Raw genomic sequence first — 22,626 nt, 5'->3', positions numbered from 1 at the left:
TTGATGAAATAAAGCGCCTATGTGGGATAGGCGCATACCATTACTTGCCGCTGTAAAGGTTCAAATCACCAAAATACTTCGTTTGGAGCTTGGCGTAGGTTCCATTTTCGTGGATTGCCTTAATGGCCCTATTCAACTGGGCCTTCAGGTCATCATTGCCCTTGACAACTGCAATGGCCGTTTTAGAGGGAAGCAACTCGCTTTCGACTTGCTCGCTCATCTCATAATCAGCACCTTGAGGCGAGCTTAGAAATCCTGCTTTCGCTTGAAGCGTGTCCTGGATAGAAGCATCGAGCCGGCCCGACACAAGATCGTAGTAAACCTGGCTCTGGTTTTGGTAGGACTGAACCTTAACACCCGCCTTCTTCAATACCGCTTTAGCGTAGCCTTCCTGAATGCTACCTTGGAAAAAGCCAACACGCTTGCCTTTGAGCGAACTCACATCCGCGCTGAGCCCAGAGCCCTTTTTATAAACATACGACGTTGGGCCGGAGAACAGTTCATTTGTGAAATCGACTGCTTTTTCACGTACAGGTGTGACTGTCATAGAAGACAGCACTCCATCGAACTTATTTGCACGAAGCCCAGGAATCAGTCCATCAAAATCACTTTCGATCCATTTGCACTCAGCCTTGAGCTCAGCGCAAATCGCATTTCCCAAGTCAATATCAAAGCCGACAAGTTTGCCATCTGGAGCCTTGGATTCGAAGGGAGCGTAGTTGGCATCTACGCCAAATCGGATCTCTTTATATTCTTTCGCCTGCGCCAGGCTGATGCAGAAGGGAAGCGCAGCCAGAACAAAAAGCTTACGGAGTGACATCATTTGGAAATCCCTAGATATTGTAATTGAATTAAGGGCTAGCCGTTTCAACGAGTTGTGCTCATCAAAACCACAGTTATCCATGAGCGCTGCACACCTACGCGCTTCCGTGCATGGTTGCTGTCATCTTGCTCATGTTGTCATGCTACGCCATCAGTTGACCGGTACAAGCTGGCAATAAGCTCGTACTGGCGAGCATATTGCTCGCCATTGGTAGCAATATGCTCATAGCCTTCACTTCTTTCTAAAAGTCGGGACAGAATTGGAGCTGAGTGGGGCTACAAGGGGCGCGTAAGAGACGCAGAGGGTTGTTTATAAGTGGCCAAATAAAGCGCCCAGGCCATTAACGACTGACATTCTAAACACACGTTTAAGTATCTGTGAGGTTCAGCGCCCTCTCCTACTACCGGCCTCATAGCGCTGATGGCATTATGCTCACACTGCGTTGCCCATAGGTTTCATCACGCGCACTCGATTGGCCCATAGGACGCCATCGGGATACGCCACACCTTCAAGGATCGTGTTGATGTCCAACGAAAACGCCCCGCCAGCCTTCACCCCTTCTCAAGATGCCGTAGTACCCTCGCCCGCTGCTGACAAACCTGTGGAGCTCGATGCCAACCGTAAGGGCCTTCAGGCCTACTTGGCACCAGGGGCTTCTGATTGGGCGCCATTGAATGAACACGCCCACATCGTTCTCAAGGGCGCTCCACCATCTGATCCAGCGAGGATCGTCTCCAACCGCACGGCTCTGTCGGACATGCTCGCTGCGGCATTGCAAGTTCCCAATCTGGGCTTCTTGGCAGGAAGTGGGACGTCTTTAGGGGCTCCAGGTGGGCCAAGCATGTGGGATCTGTGGAAGCGCTCGATGTGCACAGCTGGCTCAGGGGATCCCACCGAAGCGGCAGCACGCGTGATGGATGTGGTGCACTACAAAGAAACCACCAATCCAAACATCGAGCATTTCCTTTCACAGTGCGACGCCTATCTCGCCTTCAACAAAGACGCGACTGTCGAAGAGTTCGTCAGCGAGGTCAAAGCAGTCATCCTGCACGCATGCTCTGCATTCCTGAGGGCCCCGACCGCCGATATTTCGGCATACAGGCAGTTGCTGCAAAAGCTGGCGAGACGACGAGTCCGAGATCCTCGCCTGAAGGTCTTTACTACAAACTATGACATGTGCTTCGAGACAGCAGCCTCTGACCTCGGCATGATGGCCATCGATGGTTTCTCCTACACCCGTAGGCGGCGGTTCGATGGCAAGCATTTTAGCTACGACATCGTCAGGCGAGAGGCGGAAGGTCATGAGTTCGCCGAAGGTGTGTTCCAGCTACTGAAGTTGCATGGATCCGTCAGCTGGAGCAGAGAGGAAAAGGACATTTACGAGGACACTGCGCCTACCCCTGCGAACGCGTGCCTCATCTACCCTGCCAAAGGCAAATACCAGCAGGCATTCCTGCAGCCTCACCTGGAGCTTCTGTCGCGCTACCTGGAGTTTCTGCGTCAGCCCAACAGTTGCCTCATCGTGGCGGGCTTCGGCTTCAACGATGATCACCTCTCCGAGCCAATCTTTTCAGCAATCCAATCCAACCCGAGCCTGAAACTCATACTCTGCGATTTCCAGTGCATCACGCATTTGCATAACCGGGGGCATCATGGCTCAAGCGACTATTGGGGCAGATTCCATGACCTTGCCAAGCGTGGCCTGGACATCCACTTCATCAGTGGCTCGTTCAGCGATCTGGTCAGCCACATTCCGCACCTGAGAACAGCTTCTCCCGCAGAGCAGTTGGCGAATGCCGTAAAACGCCTGGGGGGCCACAACGCATGAGTGCTCTTGACGGGATTCTTGCTAGCAATCTCAAAATTGGCGTGGTTTCGAGTGTGTGCGCCCACCTGGTAAAGACCAACCTGGCACATGCCGGCAACGTGAGCGGCCAGTATTTGGGCCACAATCGATACGGCAAGGGCGAAGTTGGCGAGCTTGTGCTCATTGAAGGCCAACAAGCGGTGCTGCTCGGACGCATAACCGAGGTCACACTGCCTGATAGGGATCGCGCGGAGATTTCCCAGGACTTTGCGGGCAGCCGCCAAATCGATGCAATCGGCTTCATACGGCTGCTCGGCTCCGTAAACCCGCAATCCTTGCGAGTCACGGCGGGAGTGAGCTCATACCCACGGCTTGGCGACCGGGTCTATTCCGCCCCAGGAGAGTTTATCTCCCAGATTCCATTGCTGACTTCAACGGGGGTCGATGGTGCGCCACCTGAGGTGGCGTTGAACCTTGGTCACGTTGCCGGGGATGGCGGATTTCCAATTGCTGTCACTCCCGAGAAAATTTTCGGAAGGCACTGCGCAATCCTGGGCTCCACAGGTGGCGGCAAGAGCTGGACGACATCCAAGCTGATCGAGGAATGTCGCCACTTCTCAGCCAAAGTAGTGCTGATCGATGCCACGGGTGAGTACCGTTCGCTCGTTGGCGATGACACAGTTCATTGCCACCTTGGTAGCCCTCTCCACCTAGCTGGAGGCTCTGTAGAAGTCGCGATTCCGCCGACGAGCTTCACCGAGTCCGACTTCATAGCCCTCTTCCAGCCATCGGGTAAAACCCAAGGCCCTAAGCTGAGGGAGGCGATCAAAAGCCTACGACTCGTACATCTCGCACCCGACCTGTTCCCGAGGCACATCGTCTTTAAGGTAGACCAATCAAAAGAGGTCTATCGCGAGGCCATGAATAGAGGAAACAACGCAAGCCTAGTAGGAAATCCAACCACGCCATTTAACCCTCGCAAGCTGGTATCTCAGTTAGTGCAAGAGTGCTGTTACCCGACCGCTTTCAACGATTCTGAGCGTTTTGGGGGTGCGAGTAACGAGATCTCACATTGCTCATCCCTGATGACCCGCATCCTCGGCGTGATGGAGTCGCCGTCGCTGGGCTGCGTCTTCAGTCCCGCTGCCGACCTTCCCAGTTTCGTAGATCAACTGGACAGCTTCATTCGCAGCGACCAGAAGCTGTTCAGGGTCTGCTTGAGCTCAATTGGATACGAGTTCAACGCTCGTGAGGTCGTGGCCAACGTTATCGGCAGACTTTTACTGCAGCGAGCCCGGGCTGAGGTTTTCAGGACAAGGCCGCTAATCACTATCCTCGACGAGGCTCATAATTTCCTCGGCAAAACCGTCGGTAACGAGGATGACCTACAGAATCTGGATGCCTTTGAACTGATCGCGAAGGAGGGTCGAAAATACGGTCTGAACATTTGCCTGGCGACCCAGCGACCGCGCGACATAACCGAAGGCGTGCTCAGTCAGATGGGTACCCTGCTCGTCCACCGGCTCACCAACGACCGTGACCGCGAAGTCGTTGAACGAGCCTGCGGTGAGATCGATCGCTCTGCTGCTGCATTCCTGCCAAACCTGAAACAGGGCGAGGTAGCGATGGTGGGTGTGGATTTCCCGATCCCGGTTACGATTCAGATAGCCAAACCAACTCAGCCACCAAAATCTGATGGCCCTAGCTTCCAAAGCACTTGGGGGAAGCCAAGCTAGTCTACTACCCAGTGGCGCCCTTCTATCGTTGAAGCGCGCCAGTTGGGGTCGATGCAGGCTGGCGAAAATTATTCATCAGCAATAATTATCGCTTTTCCATAATTCGACCTAAACCGTGGGCTTACGGTCAGCAATGCTCCCCGCCACCCTCCTTGGCAGATTTAGTAGCCCGTCCGTAGGCGTCATCAACCAAAATCGCATCGCCTTCCTCATCGAACATCACAGCAAGCCACCGCGCCCGCTTCATCTCAGCTACTTGCGAGAAAAAGCAGCGCTCACACAGGTGAAGCTCATGCTCCTCGCCGCAATGCGCTGAGCCTTTGCCCCATGACGCATGCATCGTTCCGTACTGGGGCTCACCTTCGCCATTTCGCGTAGACATACAGCAGACATCACATACCACGTCGATGGCCATTTCATGTTCACCTGCTTGCGCGACCTTCATACCACACCTCCGCAAACTGCCAGCATGTGTCGAGCCAGACCCCATAACTCTATGCTCAGCTTCCAGCGCCTAGATGCGAGGAGCCTGCCCCTGACGGGCCAGTAACAGGCGATTGAGTGTACGCATGATAACCTTGCCTCAAGTTAAATCTCTGGAGCATCCCGCTTGAGCACGCTAGCTGCGCCCGGTTATTACGAGACACTCCTTCACGCTCCTACCTTCTCCAGCGACCCTACCGGCAAACGCCAAGCCGAGCGTTGGAAACGCCTGGTGGATGACATCCACAGATCCACAACAGAGCAAGACCTGCGCGAGGCCCGAGGGAAGGCGGAGGGTTACATCATCGGCCTAATGGAATGTGGTCATCTACCACCAGATGGCGAACGCGACTACGTGATCCTTAGCTCGATTCATCGTCGTCAGGATTTTTTGCGTACACTTCTCACGACGCTCACCTGATCCGTATATTCGACCTTTCAGGCGCCCGTAAAGGCGCCTGGCTCGCGATCCGAAGATGCGTGAGGTTGGTCAGCGGTTGCGATCAGTGCTCGAAGACTCTTCCGGCCCGCTCCGCGCTTGAATGAAGTCAGTACGAAATTCCCCGCCTTTGTATCTACCACCCAGAAGCGCCCTACTCTATTCAACGAGAAGATCGGCGTGGTCGTAAGCAAATATGCCCCTGTGCGCTTTTCAATAAGCCCTGGAACAATTTGACCAACCACGACCCCGACTGCGCAATCGTTCGAAATTTCTACGTCACTCAGATAGGCAGTGATCGGCACCGGATACTGCTGACCCATCGCTTGAATGATGCGCGTGAGCTGAAAAATCGATGGCTCTTCACCTGGGTACCTCATGATCTCATCTGTCATTTGTTCTTGCGCTCCTGCGTCCAATTCAACACCCCTCTGAGAGCTTTCGCTCCTAGAGGCGCTTAGATTTCAATGATGAAGTCCGGTACAAAGCCGGTCTTTTCACCTGGATACCCTCTGGGGTTCGAAATGAGCCGACATCCCGAAACGACCGTGTCGACCGAGTAATGGGTATGACCGAAGATCCAGGCGTCAGCCTCCGAAATTAGGTCACGCCATTGGTTGAAGTACGCCGCACCGAGGTGGCCTTCATGACCATCACCAGCGACCTCTTCAATCGGGCAATGATGCGTGACGACCACGGTCTTGCCTCCGAAATCCTTAGCCAACTCCGTAGCCAGAAAGTCCCGCGCACAAATGTTGCGAGCGATGAGATCGACAGGGCGAAGCTTTCTAAAGCCCTCGCCGATTCGGATCTGGGTGAAGTCGCTCATCCACTCCCAGCACAACGACATCGCTACGCGGTAATCCCCTGTCGACGTAAAATCTGTCCACGCCGTCGTCGCTAAAAATCTGACATCACCAACGATCAGTGCTTGGTTATCCAGAACATGAACATGCCCAGCTGCCGCCTGTTGCATCTTCGTCAGCGTGCGGTCTATATGGCCCCGGTAGAACTCGTGATTCCCAGGGACGTAGATCACTGGACAGTCAAACGCCGCGTTCGCCCACTCGACCCCTTGACCGCGCACAGAGATGTCACCAGCAAGCACGACCAGCTCGACGTCCAGCTGAGGCGGCTCGAACTCCGAAAACTCATTATGCAAATCCGAGTAGACCGCAATCTTCATACCGCGCTCCATAGGGCTGCGTCGCTACTTCCGGGCCTGTCCGAAGGACGACCGGGCTATAAAATCTGAAATGCTCAAGGACGAAACGACAGCACCAATTCGAGCGATGCTTGCTTTCTGTATCCATCGCCGACAAGCAAATAGATCGTGTTCCGAGTCTCAAACATGCATGGATGCTGGAACGAAACCGCATAGGTTGATCTCACCCAGCTGCCCGGCACAAAACGCCCTCGGCTGTCGTAGATGACTTCATGAGCGAGCACGAGCATCGGTGCAATTCCACCCGGCAATGGCTCAACCTCATTCGGGGGGATTTCGACAATGATCCATCGCTTCACGAGGCAGAATGCTTTTCCAGGAAAGCGCTCCTGGGCGGCTTCAATTAGGTCAGCCCTCTCACCAGCCCACCCTTTGGCGACCTCGCCGGCGCCGTATAGGAATGACATCGCGCCCTCCAAAGAGACGGACATACCTCAGCTCCTCGTACTCGAAAAAATTTGTCCGTCTTGAGTGATAAGTCCGTAGGTCGGGTTCGCCTCAGTACCGTCGTGGAAACGGATCTCTGTAGGTGGCCCCATCCAGAATTCGGATTGCTTCGTCATCTCTGGCGGAGCGAGCAGCTGCACTCTGTTGACGCACAGAAAGACGACCGATACGCCTTTACACAAAGGGTCGCTGCTTCGGCGCTCGAGACGATATGCATAGACGGCCCAAGGCATCCGCCAACGAAGCCACTGACCAAAAGAGATTTGATAACTCGAGACTTAAGCAACCTCATCGCCTACTGAGCTCTTCACTGCGGGAACCTCGCTCAAGTAGACCTCTCCTGAGTCAGTGACAAACTCAAATTTCGGTCTTTGCTCACAATCCGATATCAAACGAATCTCGGACAGAGGTTCAAGGACGAATGACGGCTTCTCAGTCAGCACAGGTGGTGCTAGCAAGTGAATTTTGTTCACCTGTAAGAAATCCGAGCTCTCGCCGTTGCAGACACGCTGTACCAACGCTATGTCGCTGAAGAATCGAGCGATCGGGCCAATTCCATCTTCGTCAAGACCTACACCCTCGATCAAGAAGCTGTACCGCGAGCGATCGAGGCGGATACGGTTCCAGAAAAGCAGAGCATCGTCCCCACTTGGAAACGTCCCCTGAAGCTCACTTCGATTAGTCAAAAACACGTGTAGTCCTGATTTCCTGGGGTCATACCACAGCTGTCGTCGGCCTTGTGGCAAGGCTCAACGAGCTAATCTCATTCAGTCAATTGATGTAAATCGTTCAGTCGCGACAGTCGCTCTACAGGCCCATTACCCCTGCGCTGAGCACAAAATGCCATGTAGTTTCATGCAACACAATATACCCAATGGCGTGAAATCGATCAATGTGGCTTTATCCTTGCTTTTTGGGGGCCATCATGGTCACACGGAAGACGCTAGCAGCTGTCATTCGTGAAGCTCGCGCCATTGCAGGGACGTCCAGGGATCAGCTGGTCAGCAAAATTCACCCTAACCATCTGCATAACCTTGAGTACGCCAAGAGCGGCGCCACGCTCGAGAAGCTTGCCGAGCTGTGTGAAGCCCTAGGGACAGATCCACTTGCCCTTCTCGTCATTGCCTCCAGCCATGATTTATCAATCACCCCTCAGGCTCGCCTGACCTCCATCAGCAGCGAGATCGATCGACTGTCTGACCTTGGCCTGGTCAAGGGTCTGGCTAAGCACATTCAGAATGGCGAGCTCACAGTCGAGAGAAGCGGCAGAAGCATCCCCCCAGAAAAATTGAAAGCAGTCCTGCAATGCAAAGATGAAGGAATGTCACAGAAAGAAGCCGCTGAGTTTGTCGGAGTTTCAACCGCAACAGTGAGTAGGATCTGGAGGAGAACCTGATCTCAATTGGCCACGCGTGCCAACAAAATGTACCATGGCGTCTTTTTTATAACGCCCATATTCATGACTGACTCATCAAAAACAAAAAATCCGGCCTCCGAAGTGATTTGGTCGGGTACTGCACTTCACATCATTAAAGCTGCCGCTAAGATTATCCAAGACGACGGACTTAGCAAAGCGACCATGCGAAATATCGCATCAAGCGCAGAGGTACAACCGCCCCAGATATACAGCCACATCGGTGATCGAGACAAATTATTAGAAACAGTTGCCATCTATCTCTGGACTGAGCATCACAGCGCCACTATTTTAGGTGACGATCCAGTTACAGACTTCCACCATGCAATCGACAAATTTATCTACTTTGGATTAATTCACTCGGAATTATATCTATACGTAAGTCGTCCTCGACAAGGCGCAGGATCGAGGTTATGGAGCCATCAATCAGACTTCTTGAGATTCCATCTTAACCGAATCGCCAAAGCGCGACGTTTACGTGGAAGCGTAAGTCAAGCAGTAGATTTTTTGCTGCCATTCTGCATTGGGACAACGATCACGTGCATGAATGCACTCAGCCAGCCAAGTGATGTGAGCTGGCTAGTAATGAAGGCAGTTCAACCACTCATTGTGCGGGACAAGAATCATCCCATCGAATCTCAAGAAAGCATGAAGGCGTCAGCGCTAGCCGCAGCCCTAGCGACCAGCATATATGAAGTGAAGAATTTTACTTTAGGGGAGAAGCTCCTGTTTAAGGAGCTGCTGACGCGTCTCGCCTCCTCTTGAATTGAGACGACCATCGGCTCCACCTTTGGCGGGCGCACAGCTCGGAGCCTGACGCCCCGTCCACCTAGCAGAACAACAGCTCCGTTTCAGCTAACCCGTTACGCCATCTGAATGCCCGCCCCTCCCTTCACAGAGCCGTTGTCAGACAGCGCTCCAGCCTGATTCGCGGAATACGCGATAGCTATGACCGGCCAAAGCGTGCAGCTGAGGCCGAACACAAACGTGATCCACGTCACATTTTTCACTCCGCGAAAATTTTCCCAGTGACCATTGACAGAACGAGTTAACAATAGATCTGCAAGCGAAAGGAGACGTAGAAATAGCATTCGTCTCACGCCTATGACTTGATGATCAGCACATCGGCCGCGCGAACTTTCCCATAACGGTTAGGGGCGACCCACGGTCAAACTACACCCCAACAGTAACGATGTTATATAGTGTTATATAACGCCGTTAAGCAGCATCGACACATACTGAAAACCTTGTTCATAAACATGCAGCAAGGTGCAGTTGCACGCTTAAACACCTCATGTCAGCATTTTCTCAGCCCTAAACTTCGGAATTAAGAAATGCTTGTCGTAGAAAATGCAAAACCTAACACTCCCCCTTCGCCACCGATAATCATACCAGCCCAGAAAAACGGTCGCTCTTATTACACAATTGTCTCTTATGACAAAATGACCGACGACTTCTTTAACGCATGGTCATATCAGCTTAGAAAGAAAAAATCAAAGAACACTAATAAAGCATACACTGAATACAACGGTGTATTTCTAGGCTATGTTCACCATATCGCATTCCAGCATGGAGAATTAACAGCTCCACTACTATCAGAAGCTATTGAGCACTATGAAAGCTTTCTTGTTTTCGGCACAGAAAGCGACGTTCCAATGGTTCGCAGAGCTGCGCGTGCACTGGGTAATCGCAATTTAAGCGGCAGCTCTGTCGGGGTAGCACTTGCGGCGCTGAATAGTTTTGTCGATGCAAGTGAACGCTTTCGTCTCGGTATGATTGAGCTTGAACAGCGGGGTTATATCGCTTCGAAATCCCTTTCAGGGTTTTCCCTAGCTCAGACCGTAAGGATCGAGTCGCCGCAAAAGGTACGCACAGCTATCAAAGAGAATAGCTGGCTTGCGGGGTGCTTGGCAGGCGGCGCTCGTCGAATCAAGCGCAAAGGTCTATCTGCAATTTCGAAACCATCAGACCTGGCTCATACAGATATGTATGGAGGAGATGAGTTTGCATTCCCGATCGATAAATGTGCAGAGCTGATCCGCAGCGCCACATGTAGTCGTGACCGAATGTTGTGGAGCTTACTCGCTGCATGCGGCGCGCGGGTTTCGGAAGCGCAGACAATGCTCAATATTGATATTGACCCAAGCTTAGAAGAACACCTAAATCGAGTTCGAATTATCGACCCAGATACGCGGCGAAATGTTTTGATCAAATATCTCTCAGAAGAAGAAATTAATGGTCTTCCTCACAAGGGGCGCGCTCACCCACAAACATTTTTGATTGAGCCGTTCGCTTCTATGTTCTGGATAGCACTTGAAGAATACAAAGCAGATCTTCGAAAGCAAAACTACATGGCACCCATTACGCATGATTTCCTTCTGAGAAACCTACAGTCTGGCGCCCCTATGACGAATAGCTACCAAACTCTATATGAGCGTTTTAGAGATGCAGCAAAGAAAGTTACGGGTAGGCAGTATGGTTTCCATAGCTTGCGCCATATGTACGGATACTATCTGGTAAACCACTGCCCGAATCCGCTTCCGGGAAGCAATAGAAAGTACGGACTCCCCCTCGAAACCGTTCAAAAACTTATGGGGCATGCACGCCTAAAAACGACTAGACGCTACGCTCGCCAGGACGCGCATCTACTTCAAGCAACTTTAGCCGCTGCAAACATGGCACGCCTCACTGGCGGGCCAAAAACAGTGATCGAAGCACGAATCGCTTTTCACAATGAAGAAATTACTCGCTTGAAACAGCTTGCTTTGGAGGCAAAATGATTAATCCATCCAGCACTAATGCCATGTGGCTGATTGATGATAATGAAGTTGGGCCTGCTTTTGATCTTGCGATGTCAGATGCCCGCCACCGCTTCTGGAAGATTTATGGAGTACCAAATGGGGGTCGACAGAAAGAACTCCTTGAAAGCTTGAATAAATCCGGAATTCGACCATTCTCAAAACTAACGAGACCTCAAGTAGACGAGCTAGTATACTGCTGCTTCAAACACCACCCAGGCCGCGAGTCAATTATAGCCGAATTGCTTCCCTCAGTTGCCCCTGAGCGAATCCAGCAACTCAGTTCGGTCATGAAAATCGCGTTTATCCGTCTTTGGATCGAGCGAAAGGTTATTCTGCCGATCAAATGGCAGTGCCCTATACACTGCGATCGAATCCTAGACGACATGATCAAAGAGCAAATACCTCTGGGAAACTGCCCGCTGCTGGCCAAAATCCGAGGCATCAACCCGTATTCGAGCATCGGCTATACCGGCCCAATGTCGTTAAAGAACCGCGAACTCAGGTCGACTTTTTGGCTCCGCTTAGTTCTCGGCTCTAATCTCTACGAAGCAGACAATTTCACCGCCGAAAATGCCCGCGACCTGATACTTCGGAGTTTTGGTGCGCGCTCCGAACTAGGAAGATTCTATACGGACGACTTCTCCTTATTTGTTGCTGATGCTGCTTCAAATGAGTGGTTACGCCCTGCAATTGACAAAGTTCTTTCCGAAAACCGCGAAGAACTTATGAAATCTAGAGCACTAAAAAAAACCCACTTCAAAGAAACAAAATCTGCTAAAGCCCATAGAGCAATGGTAGAGAAAACCCTCGAGTTCCTTGAGGGAAGTGATCATTCCGTAGCCAAACTGGCCCAAACTTTCGGTGAAGTCAGGCATGTAAGGAAAGCATTTGGAATCTTAAAAGATGAAGAACTCCCCGGAGGGCTTACCTTACTACCCCAAAAAGTAGTTGATTTCTGCAAGATGATCACATCAACTTTTAATGCTTTCATCCGATCGCGACGCATCCAGCGGCCCGACAACTATAATATGGCGCTGTCTTTCCTTATAGCATATTGCGGCCCATACTTATTCAAGTACTTCATGAATCGCGACGGCAATCTTAACGATTACCCAACAACATTCAATGACTTTACCTGCGCGCTATACATTACTGCTGATCACGACCTTCTTACTGAGCTCAATGTACTTAAAAAATCCCCTCCTGAAACGCTATTGAAGTTTATAGCAGAGTTGATCGAACTGAATGAACTTTCAGCAGATACTCACTATCATCGTGTCTACCCGCTCGATGACTTCATAGATTACATTATTTCACAGGCAGGGATTATCCCTCATTCGGATCAGGTTCGAAATAGTTTTTCCACTGATTGCTATCCATTGCTGCGAAAGCGTAGCGGAACGGTAAAAAAGACCGTTCCCCGAGCTTATTTTGCTACCTTCCTAAGCATGCTTAACTCACTGGAATATCTCACGATGCATTTGAATGAGATGGCCGACGGGAAAATGAACGGACTAGTCCAAGGCGAACTCAAAATTCCGAACATTAACGAACTGATGTATAGCTCTGAATGGGCTGGACTTTGGGGCATCAAAGGACAAAGTTGCCAGTGCATTGATTTTTCAGCATTAAACTTTACCCCCATATTTTATTATGACGGAAAACCACGCCGATTTGAGTACATCCCGAAGTTTTATCGGATTTCAGACACACATATTGACGGCCTTGTTCAGCAACGCGTAGTCATGAATGACATTCGCATTACACAACTCATGTGCGAGACCGGCATACGACAGAAGCATCTCCTTTGGCTCGACCTAGATCGCTATAAAACTCATGCGCATAATCTAGGGCGCCCCCTTGACGCGCTTCTAGTAAGTACTGACAAATCTCATGGCGAGTGGACGGCTATCGTATCCAAGAGGGTTATGGATCTATTAGAACGGCAATCCAGTTGGTACGAGCGCTGCACTTCGCCCGAGTATAAGGAGAGAATTTGGTACAGCTTCCAAAAAAACTCATCATTTGGGAAGCTCAGACCCCTATTCAGACTGCATCTAAATCAGAATAGCTGGGCAAACTATGAAAGCTATCATCTCATCCTACTTTGCCTAGATTACTTCATAAAGACCGAAGTAGGCGACACTAAGCAGCCAAGTCTTGTTTGGCTCAAGCCAGCAAACCGCACAGATGAACCTGGCGATATCGAAGACTACTCTATCGAAGGCCTCAGCAGATTGACATCAAACATCGTAACAAGTGACTGTACACCACATGGGCTAAGAGCCGGCTTCGTCTCGGAGGCAATTAAATTTCTGCCTCCAAGCCTTGTTGGTCAGTGGCTGACCGGTCAATCGGAGCCGTTAGTCAACTATTACTCGATATTTGATCCTGATGATATCGGCATGTCTCATCAGCAAATGTTGTGCAATGCGCTGATGAGCAACCAAGACAAAATTTCGACAGGCGATTTACCAGACCTGGCTGCAGCAATTTCAAGCATCAACCAGAAGATACTCGGGGATATTATTCGAAACCCCGAGGTCGCGATTTCCAAGCACAAACTTATGAGCCTCTCAAACGGCAAAAATGAGAACGGACTTGATCGCCTGATAGCCAAGGAGGTGAGTGAATTAGCATTCAACCCAACTCACATCTGCCCATTCAATAACATCTGCCCCAGCGAGGTCGTTGCGCTGTTCGGAGAGAAGAGTTGCTGCTCGGCTTGCCCTTACGCAATTCGTGGAGTAGCACATCTCCCAGCCATATCTGCCAGAAAGGATAAATACAAAGAGCTGCTTTCCACCAGCCTCAAGCTTATTGAGGAATACTTGACTCGTAAACCGTCTGCAAGGATTCGCGAAGAGTTGGAACAAATGGAGTTAGAAAACGATCGCTTCGCTCGCGAGGCCTGCTTGCTAGAAACCATCGAGCAAGAACTGATATCTATGCACGATCGAGGCCAAGACCAAGATCTGGCTGTAAAGAACAGAGAGGAAATCTTAATTCATTACGACAGACTAAATCTTACTGAAGAATCAGGGTTACTCAAGCGACTCATTGACGTTCAGAATTTCCCCGATGCAAGCAGCGAGGATCTTACAATGCGACTTGCGCACCTGCGCCATGCTTTGCTGATGAGAGACGGAGATATCGCAGCCTTCTTGGGTGTTGGCGAAAATAAATCCATCCCCCTCCACACTAAGGTAGCACGCCAGATCAGCACTATGATCAAGTCTGGCGCTATTGACGAGTTCGAATTATTCGGGATCAGCGCTGGCGGAGAAGACACCCTTAAACAACTTGCAGTGCAAGCGGCAACTGCACCGAGGCTGACACAAATGGTTATGTGAAGGAGGATTAATGAAAAGCGAAACAAAAAAAATTTCCTCAGCGAAACGGTCTACGTTTGATAAATATGTGGCGGAGAGATCCGCCCATATCGAATTGATCATCGAACAATCGTTACGCCTTGTGAGCGCAAAAAGCTTTAGCAACCTCACGGACTACTGCAAGTCATTGGCAGCAGTAGTCTCTGAAATTCGCGCGGCAAAAGCGGGTGATCCGACGACCCCGTTTTTCAACAAGACAGTAAAGCCGTTTAGCTATGTGACATTGCTGCGCAATAAAAAGTACCGTCAAATCGTACAGGGAATGTACGATCACAGCAGGCAAGTTCTGGAGCAGCCTCAGACGATCTCCGAGGATGCTTCGATTAAGATCGCTAGCCTTCAAGGCCAAATTAACTTGCTGAAAGACAGGTTAAGTGGAACAAAGACCGATGGTGGCTCTAACGCTCTTGCAGATGCTGAAGCTCATGCAAACATCGTGAAACTGACAGAATATCTAATTGAGACACTGAAAGTCTACACAGAGATGCGCAGTGTTTTCTCGAAACTTCTAAAAGTCCATGAAGAACCAACCCCACAGCACCCAATTGGCGGACTCTATAGTTCTTATGGCCTTATTGCTGATACGGAAACCTTACAGTTGATTGAAGAAGGACGGAAATTTGTGGCTAAGCGTTCACGCACCCTCGCCATGCATGAAGAGGGAAAGACGTAAAAAATACATAGCAATTCGTTGGAGGGAGGCTGTGCGGTCAAGCGCTGCCTTCACAAACGGCCTAGCATTAAGGTCTTTCAGAACATGCAGTGGGCTATAATCGTGCGTCGCTTTACTTCCCTACTCCTCACGTAAGATATAGGAACACTGCCTTTAGCACCTGCGATTAGAAAATGACGAATTGGCTCTATAGCCTTTGAGGCTTAGCATCCGCTCTCCAAAACGGGAGTTGGCTTGCACCAATGCGAGACATAATCGATTAAGACTGCATACGCAGGGGCCAAGAAATGGCTGTAACGCCAACCCGGTACGAGATTTGACCCAGCGGTTTAGACACGACCAAAGTACCGTATTCCCTCTTTAAATGCTCAGCAAGCGTAAACTCTCCACCTGGATGATGGGGCTTTAGAACAGCAAACCACATCAAAAACCAGTTACGGGAATGGCCCTGGCGCTCGAACCTGTTTTGCTCGTTCGCGGGAGTACATGGTCTGGGGCGGCAATCGGCGCCCATAGTGCTGTAATTGGGCCTAGCCAGAGCGCTTAGTCTACCAGTGGGACAGACAGGCAATTAGCCGCCCAGAATTTGCTTATGTTGCTGCCTTACACGAGCGTACAGCCAGTTCACTTGTTTCTTAGACTTATCAGTTCCTGCCTTTCCCAGCATTTCTTCAAGTCGCATTAACAAAACTGTATAAATCTCTGTCGCCTTGTTCGCAGGTATCCCCATGAACGTACCGTCTGGGTACGAATCCTTCGCTAGATATCCTGACTTAACGAACGGTAGCGTGAAGGGGTCAACGAAGAGACCATACTCGTCTTCGCCCTTCATGCCCTCTAGCAATTGAAGAGCTTTTAGACTTGGGACGTCCTTATCGAGGATTATGCGTGGGTAAAAACCGTTCGATTCGAGGCCGTGAGCGACATTGAGACCAGGGCCAAAAACAATATCATTTTCATGATGAAGCTTTCCTATCGTGGCCCCTGCTCTCAGCAGAAAGCCAGCCATGGCTGCCCCTACAAACACGTTGCTAAGACCATAAAGCACTTGAGGAAGCGACTCTTCAGAAAACGGGATACTGACTACGCAGCAGTCGGAAAACGCGGTAATACGCGCATCGCTCGATCCTGCACCCTGCAAAACACTTGACCGCTTGAGCAGCTTGGGCATCAAGGACAACATCCCGACTTTGAATGGGTCATCACCGGCCCACGCAATGTGCGATTTCCAGCCCATGACATCAAAGAAAATGACGAGCCTGTCATCGTAGGTGATCGGGCTCATAAGGTCTACATTGTCCATCTTGGGCGTCCTGATCGGTGGCACGTTGGCTCTGAATGTTGTGACATGTGCCGAGGCTTCCTGGGTCGAGCACAAGCATACTCGAACGCCAAGGCATCACACAGCCAGGGGGGATGGGGTGCTATGAGTGCATCATGTAAGCGCATGGGCATACCGTCATGAGCGACCTGACCGGGCGCTACCCATGCGGCAGTAGCTCCGCAGTCTCACCAGAGTTGGGAGGTCGTGTTCACCGGGGCTTGAGGTGGAATTGGGAAAATGAGGCTACGATCCGTGCCGCCACCTGCATGATTGCTACGCCGTAAACCCCAGATTGCCACGATAGTGCCCCGACATGCCGATCTTGATCTTCGACCTAGTCGAGGGGGGCTCGCATCGCCAGCGCCAAGCACTCTCCACTCCCCTTCACTCTTCGTCATTGGCTACGCCTGAGTAGGCGCGAGTTCGCTCTGCTATGTGAGATTGCATAGACAACTCTGAGATCAGGATGGCCATTCACCGGCAGAAAGTCGCTCCTGAAGCATGCAGTTGGTGATCATGGAGCTCACAGCATGCAGCAACACGCAGTAGCAGGCAGCTGTTCAACTGCACACTACCTAGCCCTATCGTAACCGCACCTACCAAAGGTGGAATCTCGGGCACAAAAAAAGGGCTCTGATTTCTCTAAGCCCTTTATTTACTGCGATTTGGCGGGGAACCAGGGATTCGAACCCTGGGAACGCTCTCACGTTCGCCGGTTTTCAAGACCGGTGCATTCAACCACTCTGCCAATTCCCCGGATGCATCTGGAATACTGACTGAAGCATGCAGCTAGGATTGGCCTTAGATAAGAACTCTAGGATAGTTGCCCATCGACGGTTTTCAAGACCGTTGCCTTAAACCACTCGGCCACGCTTCCAGCTCGTTTTGCGGCCGCCATAATACCGTAATGAAACAAGCTGTCAAACTCTCTGTGTCGCGGGTTGCGGGAGCTCTGATAGACTCCTAGCATCTGAACGTCTGAAAACCACAGGTTTACCAAGGAGTGTCGCCATGCGCGAACAGGATTACGCCGTACACCACGGCCAGCAGGTCGAGCAGCAGGAGATCAGCAAGGTCCTGCGCAACACGTACAGCCTGCTGGCGCTCACCCTCGCCTTCAGCGGTGTCATGGCCTTCGTGGCCCAGCAGATGCGCGTCGGCTACCCGAACGTGTTCGTGGTGCTGATCGGCTTCTACGGGCTGTTCTTCCTTACCAACAAACTGCGTGATTCGGCCTGGGGCCTGGTGTCCACCTTCGCCCTCACCGGCTTCATGGGCTTTATACTGGGCCCTATCCTCAACCGCTACCTGGGCATGGCCGGTGGCGCCGAGGTGGTCAGCTCGGCATTTGCCATGACTGCCTTGGTGTTCGGTGGTCTGTCGGCTTATGTGCTGATTACCCGCAAGGACATGAGCTTCCTCAGCGGCTTCATCACTGCAGGCTTCTTTGTCCTGCTGGGTGCTGTAGTGGCCAGTTTCTTCTTCCAGATCAGCGGCCTGCAACTGGCGATCAGCGCTGGCTTCGTGCTGTTCTCGTCGGTCTGCATCCTGTTCCAGACCAGCGCGATCATTCACGGTGGCGAGCGTAACTACATCATGGCGACCATCAGCCTGTATGTGTCGATCTACAACCTGTTTGTCAGCCTGCTGCAGCTGTTTGGCATCATGGGTCGTGATGACTGATTGTTTGCTGCAAGAGAAAGCCCGCTTCGGCGGGCTTTTTTGTGGGAGCGGGTTCACCCGCGAAACCGGCGCAGCCGGTGCCAGGCACCGCGTTGGTTTCTTCGCGGGTGAACCCGCTCCCACAGGGTCCGCGCAGGTTTCAGGCTTGAACAAACAGCACCAATAATTGACCATAAAGTCAGATAACCAGGCAAATGGTCGTCGATCATGCCGCCATCGTGCTTTTCTCTACCCCAATTCGCCATCACCCCGTAGAATGCGCTCCTTTTTTCTTCCGGGGCAGCTTTTCGCAATGAGCTCACACGAACACAGCCCAGGCGCGGCGGCGCCTGCCAATGAACTGGTGCTTGGTCTTGAGGACAAGCCACGGCTGTTGATCGGCCTGCTGGCAGCACTGCAGCACCTGCTGGCGATCATCGTGCCGATCGTCACCCCTGGCCTGCTGATTTGCCAGGCGCTGGGGGTTTCCGCACGTGATACCAACCTGATCGTCTCCATGTCGCTGGTCATCTCGGGTATCGCCACCTTCGTCCAGTGCAAGCGCTTCGGGCCGTTCGGTGCCGGGCTGCTGATCGTCCAGGGCACCAGCTTCAACTTCGTCGGCCCGCTGATTGCCGGCGGGGCGCTGATGGTCAAGCAAGGTACGCCGGTAGAAGGCGTGATGGCGGCCATCTTTGGTGTGGTAATCGCCGGCTCGTTCGTCGAGATGGGCGTGTCGCGCATCCTGCCCTTCGTCAAACGCCTGATTACCCCGCTGGTAACCGGCATCGTGGTGCTGATGATCGGCCTGACCCTGATCAAGGTCGGCCTGATCAGCATGGGTGGTGGCTTCGGCGCCATGGCCAATGGCACCTTCGCCAATGGCGAGAACCTGCTGCTGTCGGGCGTGGTGCTGGCGATCATCGTCATCCTCAACCGCATCCCGGTGGTGTGGATGCGCAGCTGCGCCATCGTTATCGCCCTGGCGGTCGGCTATGCGCTGGCCGGTTACCTGGGCCGCCTGGATTTCACCGGCATGCACGAAGCCGCGCTGTTCCAAGTGCCGACGCCGCTGCACTTCGGCCTGGGCTTCTCCTGGGCACTGTTCATCCCGATGCTGGTGATCTACCTGGTAACTTCGCTGGAAGCCATCGGTGACGTCACCGCCACCAGCAAGGTGTCGCGCCAGCCGGTCGAAGGGCCGGTGTGGATGCAGCGGATCAAGGGCGGTGTGCTGGTGAACGGGGCCAACTCGCTGCTGGCCGGTTTGTTCAACACCTTCCCGAGCTCGATCTTTGCCCAGAACAATGGCGTGATTCAGCTGACAGGGATCGCCAGCCGCCATATCGGTATGTGGATCGCCGTGATGCTGGTGCTGCTGGGGCTGTTCCCGAGCGTTGCCGGGGTGATCCAGGCGGTGCCGGAGCCGGTGCTGGGTGGTGCGGCCATGGTCATGTTCGGGGCGGTTGCGGCTTCCGGGATCAATATCCTGGCCAGCACTCGCCTGGACCGTCGCGCCCTGCTGATCATCGCTGTATCCCTGGCCCTGGGCCTGGGTGTGGCGCAGGTGCCGGAGTTCCTGGCGCACATGCCGGCGGCGATTCGCAATGTGCTGGAGTCGGGCGTGGCTACCGGGGGTATCTGTGCCCTGGTGTTGAACTGGTTCTTGCCGGAGAGCAAGGAACAGGCTTGAGCCTGGTGTCCGACTGTCAGGGCCATGGGGCTGCTGCGCAGCCCATCGCAGGCAAGCCAGCCCCACCTCGACCGCATTGATCTGAAGCCATGCGCAGTCCCTGTAGGAGCCTGGCTTGCCAGCGATGAGGCCAGTACAGACAACACAAGGCAGTTGCCCCTACATGGATAGCGCCGGCCTGGTGCAAGACAGAAAGCCCGCCCCGCCATGCACAAGCGGGCGCGGGCTTTTTTGCTTTATCATGGCACCATTCCTTTTGCATGAGTTATCCATGAAATTCGCTATCGCGGTGTTCTCCCCGGCCCATGTGCCCTCCTCGCGGCGCGCCCTGCGCTACGCCGAGGCGGTGCTGGCCGGCGGGCATGAGATTGCCCGGCTGTTCTTCTACCAGGACGGGGTCCACAGTGCCTCGGCCAACGTGGTCGCCCCCCAGGACGAGCTGGATGTTGCCGGCCAATGGCGCGCCTTTATTGCAGCCAACCAGCTGGACGCAGTGGTGTGCATCGCCGCCGCCCTGCGCCGTGGCGTGCTCGACGAGGCCGAGGCCAACCGCTACCAGCGCCCGGCCGTGAACCTGCCCAAGCCTTGGGAGCTGTCGGGGCTTGGCCAGCTGCATGAGGCGGCGCAAGTTGCCGACCGCCTTGTATGCTTCGGAGGCGACTGAAATGGCCAAATCCTTGTTGATCATCAGCCGCCAGGCGCCGTGGAACGGTCCATCGGCCCGTGAAGCACTGGACATCGCCCTGGCTGGCGGCGCGTTCGATCTGCCGCTGGGCATGCTGTTCCTCGATGACGGCGTGTTCCAGCTCACTGCGGACCAGCAGCCCACCGCTGTGCAACAGAAGAATCTGGCCGCCAACTTGCAGGCGCTGCCAATGTTCGGCGTCGAGGAACTGTTCGCCTGCGGCCACAGCCTCACTCGCCGCGGCCTGGCAGCCGACACTCTGACGCTGCCGGTGCAAGTGCTGGACGACGCGGCCCTGACCGCGCTGATCGCCCGTTTCGACCAGGTGGTAACGCTCTGATGACGACCCTGCATGTAATTGCCCACTCCCCGTTTGGCGACGAGCGCCTGGCCAGCTGCCTGCGCCTGCTCGGCACCGACGACGCCCTGCTGCTGTGCGGCGATGCTGTATATGCCCTGCGCAGCGGCAGCGAACCGCACCAACAGCTGCAAGCCGCCGGCCTGGCCCAGCGCCTGTTCGCCCTGGAAGAAGACGTGCAGGCCCGCGCGGTCGGCAACAAGCTGGCCAAGGCCGTGGACTACGCTGGGTTCGTCGAACTGTCGCTGCATTACGACAAGGTCAACAGCTGGCTATGAATATCCTCAACGTTGGCGATCAGGCGATCGCCCTGGACAAGGACGGCTTCCTGGTCGACCTGCAAGACTGGTCGCATGCCGCCGCCGAGGCTTTGGCCGCGCGCGAGGGCATCCCGTTGACGGCGGACCACTGGGAAATCCTCGAACTGCTGCGCCAGTTCTATCAGGAATACCAACTGTCCCCGGCCACGCGCCCGCTGATCAAGTACACGGCCCTCAAACTGGGCCCGGACAAGGGCAACAGCCCGCACCTCAACCGCCTGTTCAACGGCACTCCCGCCAAACTGGCCGCCAAGCTGGCGGGCCTGCCCAAGCCGACCAACTGCATATGACAGAACCTCGCCCGCTTACCCTGGAAACCCCTGCCGAACACCCGTTCGCCGAGTTCGTGCGCATTCTTGGCAAAGGCAAGCGCGGCGCGCGTGGCCTGACCCGTGAAGAGGCCCGCACGGCCATGACCCTGCTGCTGGAAGGCAAGGTCGAAGATGCCCAGCTCGGTGCCTTTCTCATGCTGCTGCGGCACAAGGAAGAAAGCGCCGAAGAACTGGCCGGCTTCACCGAGGCCCTGCGCGCCCACCTGCAGGCGCCGCGCATCGCCGTTGACCTTGACTGGCCCACCTACGCCGGCAAGAAGCGCCACCTGCCCTGGTACCTGCTGGCTGCCAAATGCCTGGCCAACAATGGTGTGCGCATCCTGATGCACGGTGGCGGTGCGCATACCGCCGGGCGCATGTACACCGAGCAACTGCTGTCCCTGCTGGAAATTCCACTGTGCCGTGACTGGGCTGCGGTCAGCCGGGCCCTGGACCAGCAGCGCCTGGCCTTCTTCCCGCTGCAGGACTGGGCCCCGCAGTTGCAGCGCATGATCGACCTGCGCAACACCCTGGGCCTGCGTTCGCCCATCCACTCGCTGGCCCGGGTGCTCAACCCGCTGGCTGCGCGTTGTGGCCTGCAGAGCATCTTCCACCCCGGTTACCAGGCGGTGCACCGCGAGGCCAGCCGCCTGCTGGGCGTCCATGCCGTGGTAATCAAGGGTGATGGCGGCGAGATCGAGGTCAACCCCGATGTCATCAGCCATCTGTACGGCACCACCGCCGGCGAGGCCTGGGACGAGGAATGGCCAGCGCTGAGCGAACGCCGCCACGTGAAGCCGCCAAGCCTGCAACCCGAGCAATTGCTGGCGGTCTGGCGTGGCGAGGCCGAGGACAGCTACGGTGAAATGGCCGTGGTCGCGACCATCGCCCTGGCCCTGCGCGGCCTGGGCCAGGACCGTGAGCAGGCTTTCGCCACGGCACGCGGTTACTGGGGCGCACGCAACCAATCGAATAACTAGATAGTAAGAGTGCAGTCTTTGCGCTAGTTATTCGAACGTTTTCCCCTAGACTG

Annotated in this window: 21 protein-coding genes and 2 tRNA genes; 15 read left to right on the top strand and 8 right to left on the bottom strand. The window is 53.8% G+C overall.

Annotated features, from left to right (window positions below; all coding sequences use genetic code 11):
- Positions 1-40 precede the first annotated feature (40 nt).
- Positions 41-823, bottom strand: coding sequence for a transporter substrate-binding domain-containing protein (locus RYH74_RS07885; protein ID WP_284385487.1), 783 nt, complete (start codon positions 821-823; stop codon positions 41-43).
- A gap of 523 nt (positions 824-1,346) precedes the next feature.
- Between RYH74_RS07885 and RYH74_RS07880 the strand changes: the two genes are divergently transcribed.
- Together RYH74_RS07880 and RYH74_RS07875 are read left to right on the top strand one after the other, a co-directional pair.
- Positions 1,347-2,651, top strand: coding sequence for an SIR2 family protein (locus tag RYH74_RS07880; protein WP_317409214.1), 1,305 nt, complete (start codon positions 1,347-1,349; stop codon positions 2,649-2,651).
- Positions 2,648-4,366, top strand: a complete 1,719-nt coding sequence (locus RYH74_RS07875; RefSeq protein WP_317409213.1) for an ATP-binding protein — start codon at positions 2,648-2,650, stop codon at positions 4,364-4,366. Before RYH74_RS07880 ends, RYH74_RS07875 begins: the two co-directional genes overlap by 4 nt.
- A gap of 127 nt (positions 4,367-4,493) precedes the next feature.
- On the opposite strand, the gene RYH74_RS07870 is transcribed toward RYH74_RS07875, so the two are convergent.
- Positions 4,494-4,811 carry a hypothetical protein gene (locus RYH74_RS07870; RefSeq protein WP_317409212.1) on the bottom strand — a complete coding sequence of 106 codons (318 nt, stop codon included), beginning with the start codon at positions 4,809-4,811 and terminating at the stop codon, positions 4,494-4,496.
- 165 nt (positions 4,812-4,976) lie between these two features.
- On the opposite strand from RYH74_RS07870, the gene RYH74_RS07865 reads away from it, so the two are divergent.
- Positions 4,977-5,270, top strand: coding sequence for a hypothetical protein (locus RYH74_RS07865; protein WP_317409211.1), 294 nt, complete (start codon positions 4,977-4,979; stop codon positions 5,268-5,270).
- Positions 5,271-5,287: 17 nt separating this feature from the next.
- Here RYH74_RS07865 and RYH74_RS07860 read toward each other — a convergent pair whose 3' ends face one another.
- The 3 genes from RYH74_RS07860 to RYH74_RS07850 all read right to left on the bottom strand — a co-directional run bounded on the left by RYH74_RS07860 (position 5,288) and on the right by RYH74_RS07850 (position 6,944).
- Positions 5,288-5,683, bottom strand: a complete 396-nt coding sequence (locus tag RYH74_RS07860; RefSeq protein ID WP_317409210.1) for a hypothetical protein — start codon at positions 5,681-5,683, stop codon at positions 5,288-5,290.
- Between the two features lie 62 nt (positions 5,684-5,745).
- Positions 5,746-6,474 (bottom strand): metallophosphoesterase, encoded by a 729-nt coding sequence (locus tag RYH74_RS07855; RefSeq protein WP_317409209.1) that lies wholly within the window; start codon positions 6,472-6,474, stop codon positions 5,746-5,748.
- A 74-nt stretch (positions 6,475-6,548) separates the two neighbouring features.
- Positions 6,549-6,944, bottom strand: coding sequence for a DUF6957 family protein (locus RYH74_RS07850; protein WP_317409208.1), 396 nt, complete (start codon positions 6,942-6,944; stop codon positions 6,549-6,551).
- A 941-nt stretch (positions 6,945-7,885) separates the two neighbouring features.
- Between RYH74_RS07850 and RYH74_RS07845 the strand changes: the two genes are divergently transcribed.
- The 5 genes from RYH74_RS07845 (at position 7,886) to RYH74_RS07825 (ending at position 15,240) form a co-directional block, all read left to right on the top strand.
- Positions 7,886-8,356 (top strand): helix-turn-helix domain-containing protein, encoded by a 471-nt coding sequence (locus RYH74_RS07845; protein WP_317409207.1) that lies wholly within the window; start codon positions 7,886-7,888, stop codon positions 8,354-8,356.
- A 63-nt stretch (positions 8,357-8,419) separates the two neighbouring features.
- Positions 8,420-9,139: a TetR/AcrR family transcriptional regulator gene (locus RYH74_RS07840; protein ID WP_317409206.1), complete on the top strand. Its 720-nt coding sequence runs from the start codon at positions 8,420-8,422 to the stop codon at positions 9,137-9,139.
- 569 nt (positions 9,140-9,708) lie between these two features.
- Entirely contained in the window at positions 9,709-11,154 is a 1,446-nt protein-coding gene (locus RYH74_RS07835) for a site-specific integrase (protein WP_317409205.1), read from the top strand.
- Entirely contained in the window at positions 11,151-14,528 is a 3,378-nt protein-coding gene (locus RYH74_RS07830) for a hypothetical protein (protein ID WP_317409204.1), read from the top strand. The genes RYH74_RS07835 and RYH74_RS07830 overlap by 4 nt, the downstream gene beginning before the upstream one ends.
- Before the next feature lie 10 nt (positions 14,529-14,538).
- Positions 14,539-15,240 carry a hypothetical protein gene (locus tag RYH74_RS07825; protein ID WP_317409203.1) on the top strand — a complete coding sequence of 234 codons (702 nt, stop codon included), beginning with the start codon at positions 14,539-14,541 and terminating at the stop codon, positions 15,238-15,240.
- Positions 15,241-15,811: 571 nt separating this feature from the next.
- On the opposite strand, the gene RYH74_RS07820 is transcribed toward RYH74_RS07825, so the two are convergent.
- The 3 genes from RYH74_RS07820 to RYH74_RS07810 form a co-directional block, all read right to left on the bottom strand.
- Entirely contained in the window at positions 15,812-16,543 is a 732-nt protein-coding gene (locus RYH74_RS07820; protein WP_317409202.1) for a hypothetical protein, read from the bottom strand.
- A 687-nt stretch (positions 16,544-17,230) separates the two neighbouring features.
- Positions 17,231-17,320 (bottom strand) — tRNA-Ser (locus RYH74_RS07815).
- A 21-nt stretch (positions 17,321-17,341) separates the two neighbouring features.
- A tRNA-Ser gene (locus RYH74_RS07810) sits at positions 17,342-17,440 on the bottom strand.
- Between the two features lie 135 nt (positions 17,441-17,575).
- Between RYH74_RS07810 and RYH74_RS07805 the strand changes: the two genes are divergently transcribed.
- The 7 genes from RYH74_RS07805 (at position 17,576) to RYH74_RS07775 (ending at position 22,573) form a co-directional block, all read left to right on the top strand.
- Positions 17,576-18,247, top strand: a complete 672-nt coding sequence (locus RYH74_RS07805; protein ID WP_003251184.1) for a Bax inhibitor-1/YccA family protein — start codon at positions 17,576-17,578, stop codon at positions 18,245-18,247.
- 292 nt (positions 18,248-18,539) lie between these two features.
- Positions 18,540-19,919, top strand: a complete 1,380-nt coding sequence (locus RYH74_RS07800; protein ID WP_013973275.1) for a nucleobase:cation symporter-2 family protein — start codon at positions 18,540-18,542, stop codon at positions 19,917-19,919.
- Between the two features lie 271 nt (positions 19,920-20,190).
- Positions 20,191-20,583, top strand: coding sequence for a sulfurtransferase complex subunit TusD (tusD, locus tag RYH74_RS07795; protein ID WP_317409201.1), 393 nt, complete (start codon positions 20,191-20,193; stop codon positions 20,581-20,583).
- 1 nt (position 20,584) lies between these two features.
- Complete coding sequence (gene tusC / locus RYH74_RS07790) at positions 20,585-20,944, top strand: sulfurtransferase complex subunit TusC (protein WP_075045638.1); 360 nt, start codon at positions 20,585-20,587, stop codon at positions 20,942-20,944.
- On the top strand, positions 20,944-21,240 hold the full coding sequence (tusB, locus tag RYH74_RS07785) for a sulfurtransferase complex subunit TusB (protein WP_317409200.1): 297 nt from the start codon (positions 20,944-20,946) through the stop codon (positions 21,238-21,240). Before tusC ends, tusB begins: the two co-directional genes overlap by 1 nt.
- Entirely contained in the window at positions 21,237-21,572 is a 336-nt protein-coding gene (locus RYH74_RS07780; RefSeq protein WP_317409199.1) for a TusE/DsrC/DsvC family sulfur relay protein, read from the top strand. Before tusB ends, RYH74_RS07780 begins: the two co-directional genes overlap by 4 nt.
- The gene (locus tag RYH74_RS07775) at positions 21,569-22,573 is read left to right on the top strand and encodes a glycosyl transferase family protein (RefSeq protein WP_317409198.1); all 1,005 of its coding nucleotides are present in this window, start codon (positions 21,569-21,571) and stop codon (positions 22,571-22,573) included. The genes RYH74_RS07780 and RYH74_RS07775 overlap by 4 nt, the downstream gene beginning before the upstream one ends.
- Positions 22,574-22,626 lie beyond the last annotated feature (53 nt).

This window comes from Pseudomonas sp. LSJ-87, from assembly GCF_032971465.1.
GTDB classification, from domain to species: domain Bacteria; phylum Pseudomonadota; class Gammaproteobacteria; order Pseudomonadales; family Pseudomonadaceae; genus Aquipseudomonas; species Aquipseudomonas putida_Z.
Note: the sequence above shows the minus strand (reverse complement) of the source record. Positions and strands in the feature narration are given on the sequence as shown.

Bases quoted from the DNA above. Each gene is read 5' to 3' on its own strand.
- RYH74_RS07835 (WP_317409205.1), top strand. From the start codon at position 9,709: ATGCTTGTCGTAGAAAATGCAAAACCTAACACTCCCCCTTCGCCACCG.
- RYH74_RS07840 (WP_317409206.1), top strand. From the start codon at position 8,420: ATGACTGACTCATCAAAAACAAAAAATCCGGCCTCCGAAGTGATTTGG.
- RYH74_RS07805 (WP_003251184.1), top strand. From the start codon at position 17,576: ATGCGCGAACAGGATTACGCCGTACACCACGGCCAGCAGGTCGAGCAG.
- RYH74_RS07780 (WP_317409199.1), top strand. From the start codon at position 21,237: ATGAATATCCTCAACGTTGGCGATCAGGCGATCGCCCTGGACAAGGAC.
- RYH74_RS07860 (WP_317409210.1), bottom strand. From the start codon at position 5,683: ATGACAGATGAGATCATGAGGTACCCAGGTGAAGAGCCATCGATTTTT.
- RYH74_RS07820 (WP_317409202.1), bottom strand. From the start codon at position 16,543: ATGGACAATGTAGACCTTATGAGCCCGATCACCTACGATGACAGGCTC.
- RYH74_RS07875 (WP_317409213.1), top strand. From the start codon at position 2,648: ATGAGTGCTCTTGACGGGATTCTTGCTAGCAATCTCAAAATTGGCGTG.
- RYH74_RS07830 (WP_317409204.1), top strand. From the start codon at position 11,151: ATGATTAATCCATCCAGCACTAATGCCATGTGGCTGATTGATGATAAT.
- RYH74_RS07880 (WP_317409214.1), top strand. From the start codon at position 1,347: ATGTCCAACGAAAACGCCCCGCCAGCCTTCACCCCTTCTCAAGATGCC.
- RYH74_RS07845 (WP_317409207.1), top strand. From the start codon at position 7,886: ATGGTCACACGGAAGACGCTAGCAGCTGTCATTCGTGAAGCTCGCGCC.
- RYH74_RS07855 (WP_317409209.1), bottom strand. From the start codon at position 6,474: ATGAAGATTGCGGTCTACTCGGATTTGCATAATGAGTTTTCGGAGTTC.
- RYH74_RS07850 (WP_317409208.1), bottom strand. From the start codon at position 6,944: ATGTCCGTCTCTTTGGAGGGCGCGATGTCATTCCTATACGGCGCCGGC.
- tusC (WP_075045638.1), top strand. From the start codon at position 20,585: ATGGCCAAATCCTTGTTGATCATCAGCCGCCAGGCGCCGTGGAACGGT.
- RYH74_RS07800 (WP_013973275.1), top strand. From the start codon at position 18,540: ATGAGCTCACACGAACACAGCCCAGGCGCGGCGGCGCCTGCCAATGAA.
- RYH74_RS07825 (WP_317409203.1), top strand. From the start codon at position 14,539: ATGAAAAGCGAAACAAAAAAAATTTCCTCAGCGAAACGGTCTACGTTT.
- tusB (WP_317409200.1), top strand. From the start codon at position 20,944: ATGACGACCCTGCATGTAATTGCCCACTCCCCGTTTGGCGACGAGCGC.
- RYH74_RS07775 (WP_317409198.1), top strand. From the start codon at position 21,569: ATGACAGAACCTCGCCCGCTTACCCTGGAAACCCCTGCCGAACACCCG.
- RYH74_RS07885 (WP_284385487.1), bottom strand. From the start codon at position 823: ATGATGTCACTCCGTAAGCTTTTTGTTCTGGCTGCGCTTCCCTTCTGC.
- tusD (WP_317409201.1), top strand. From the start codon at position 20,191: ATGAAATTCGCTATCGCGGTGTTCTCCCCGGCCCATGTGCCCTCCTCG.
- RYH74_RS07870 (WP_317409212.1), bottom strand. From the start codon at position 4,811: ATGAAGGTCGCGCAAGCAGGTGAACATGAAATGGCCATCGACGTGGTA.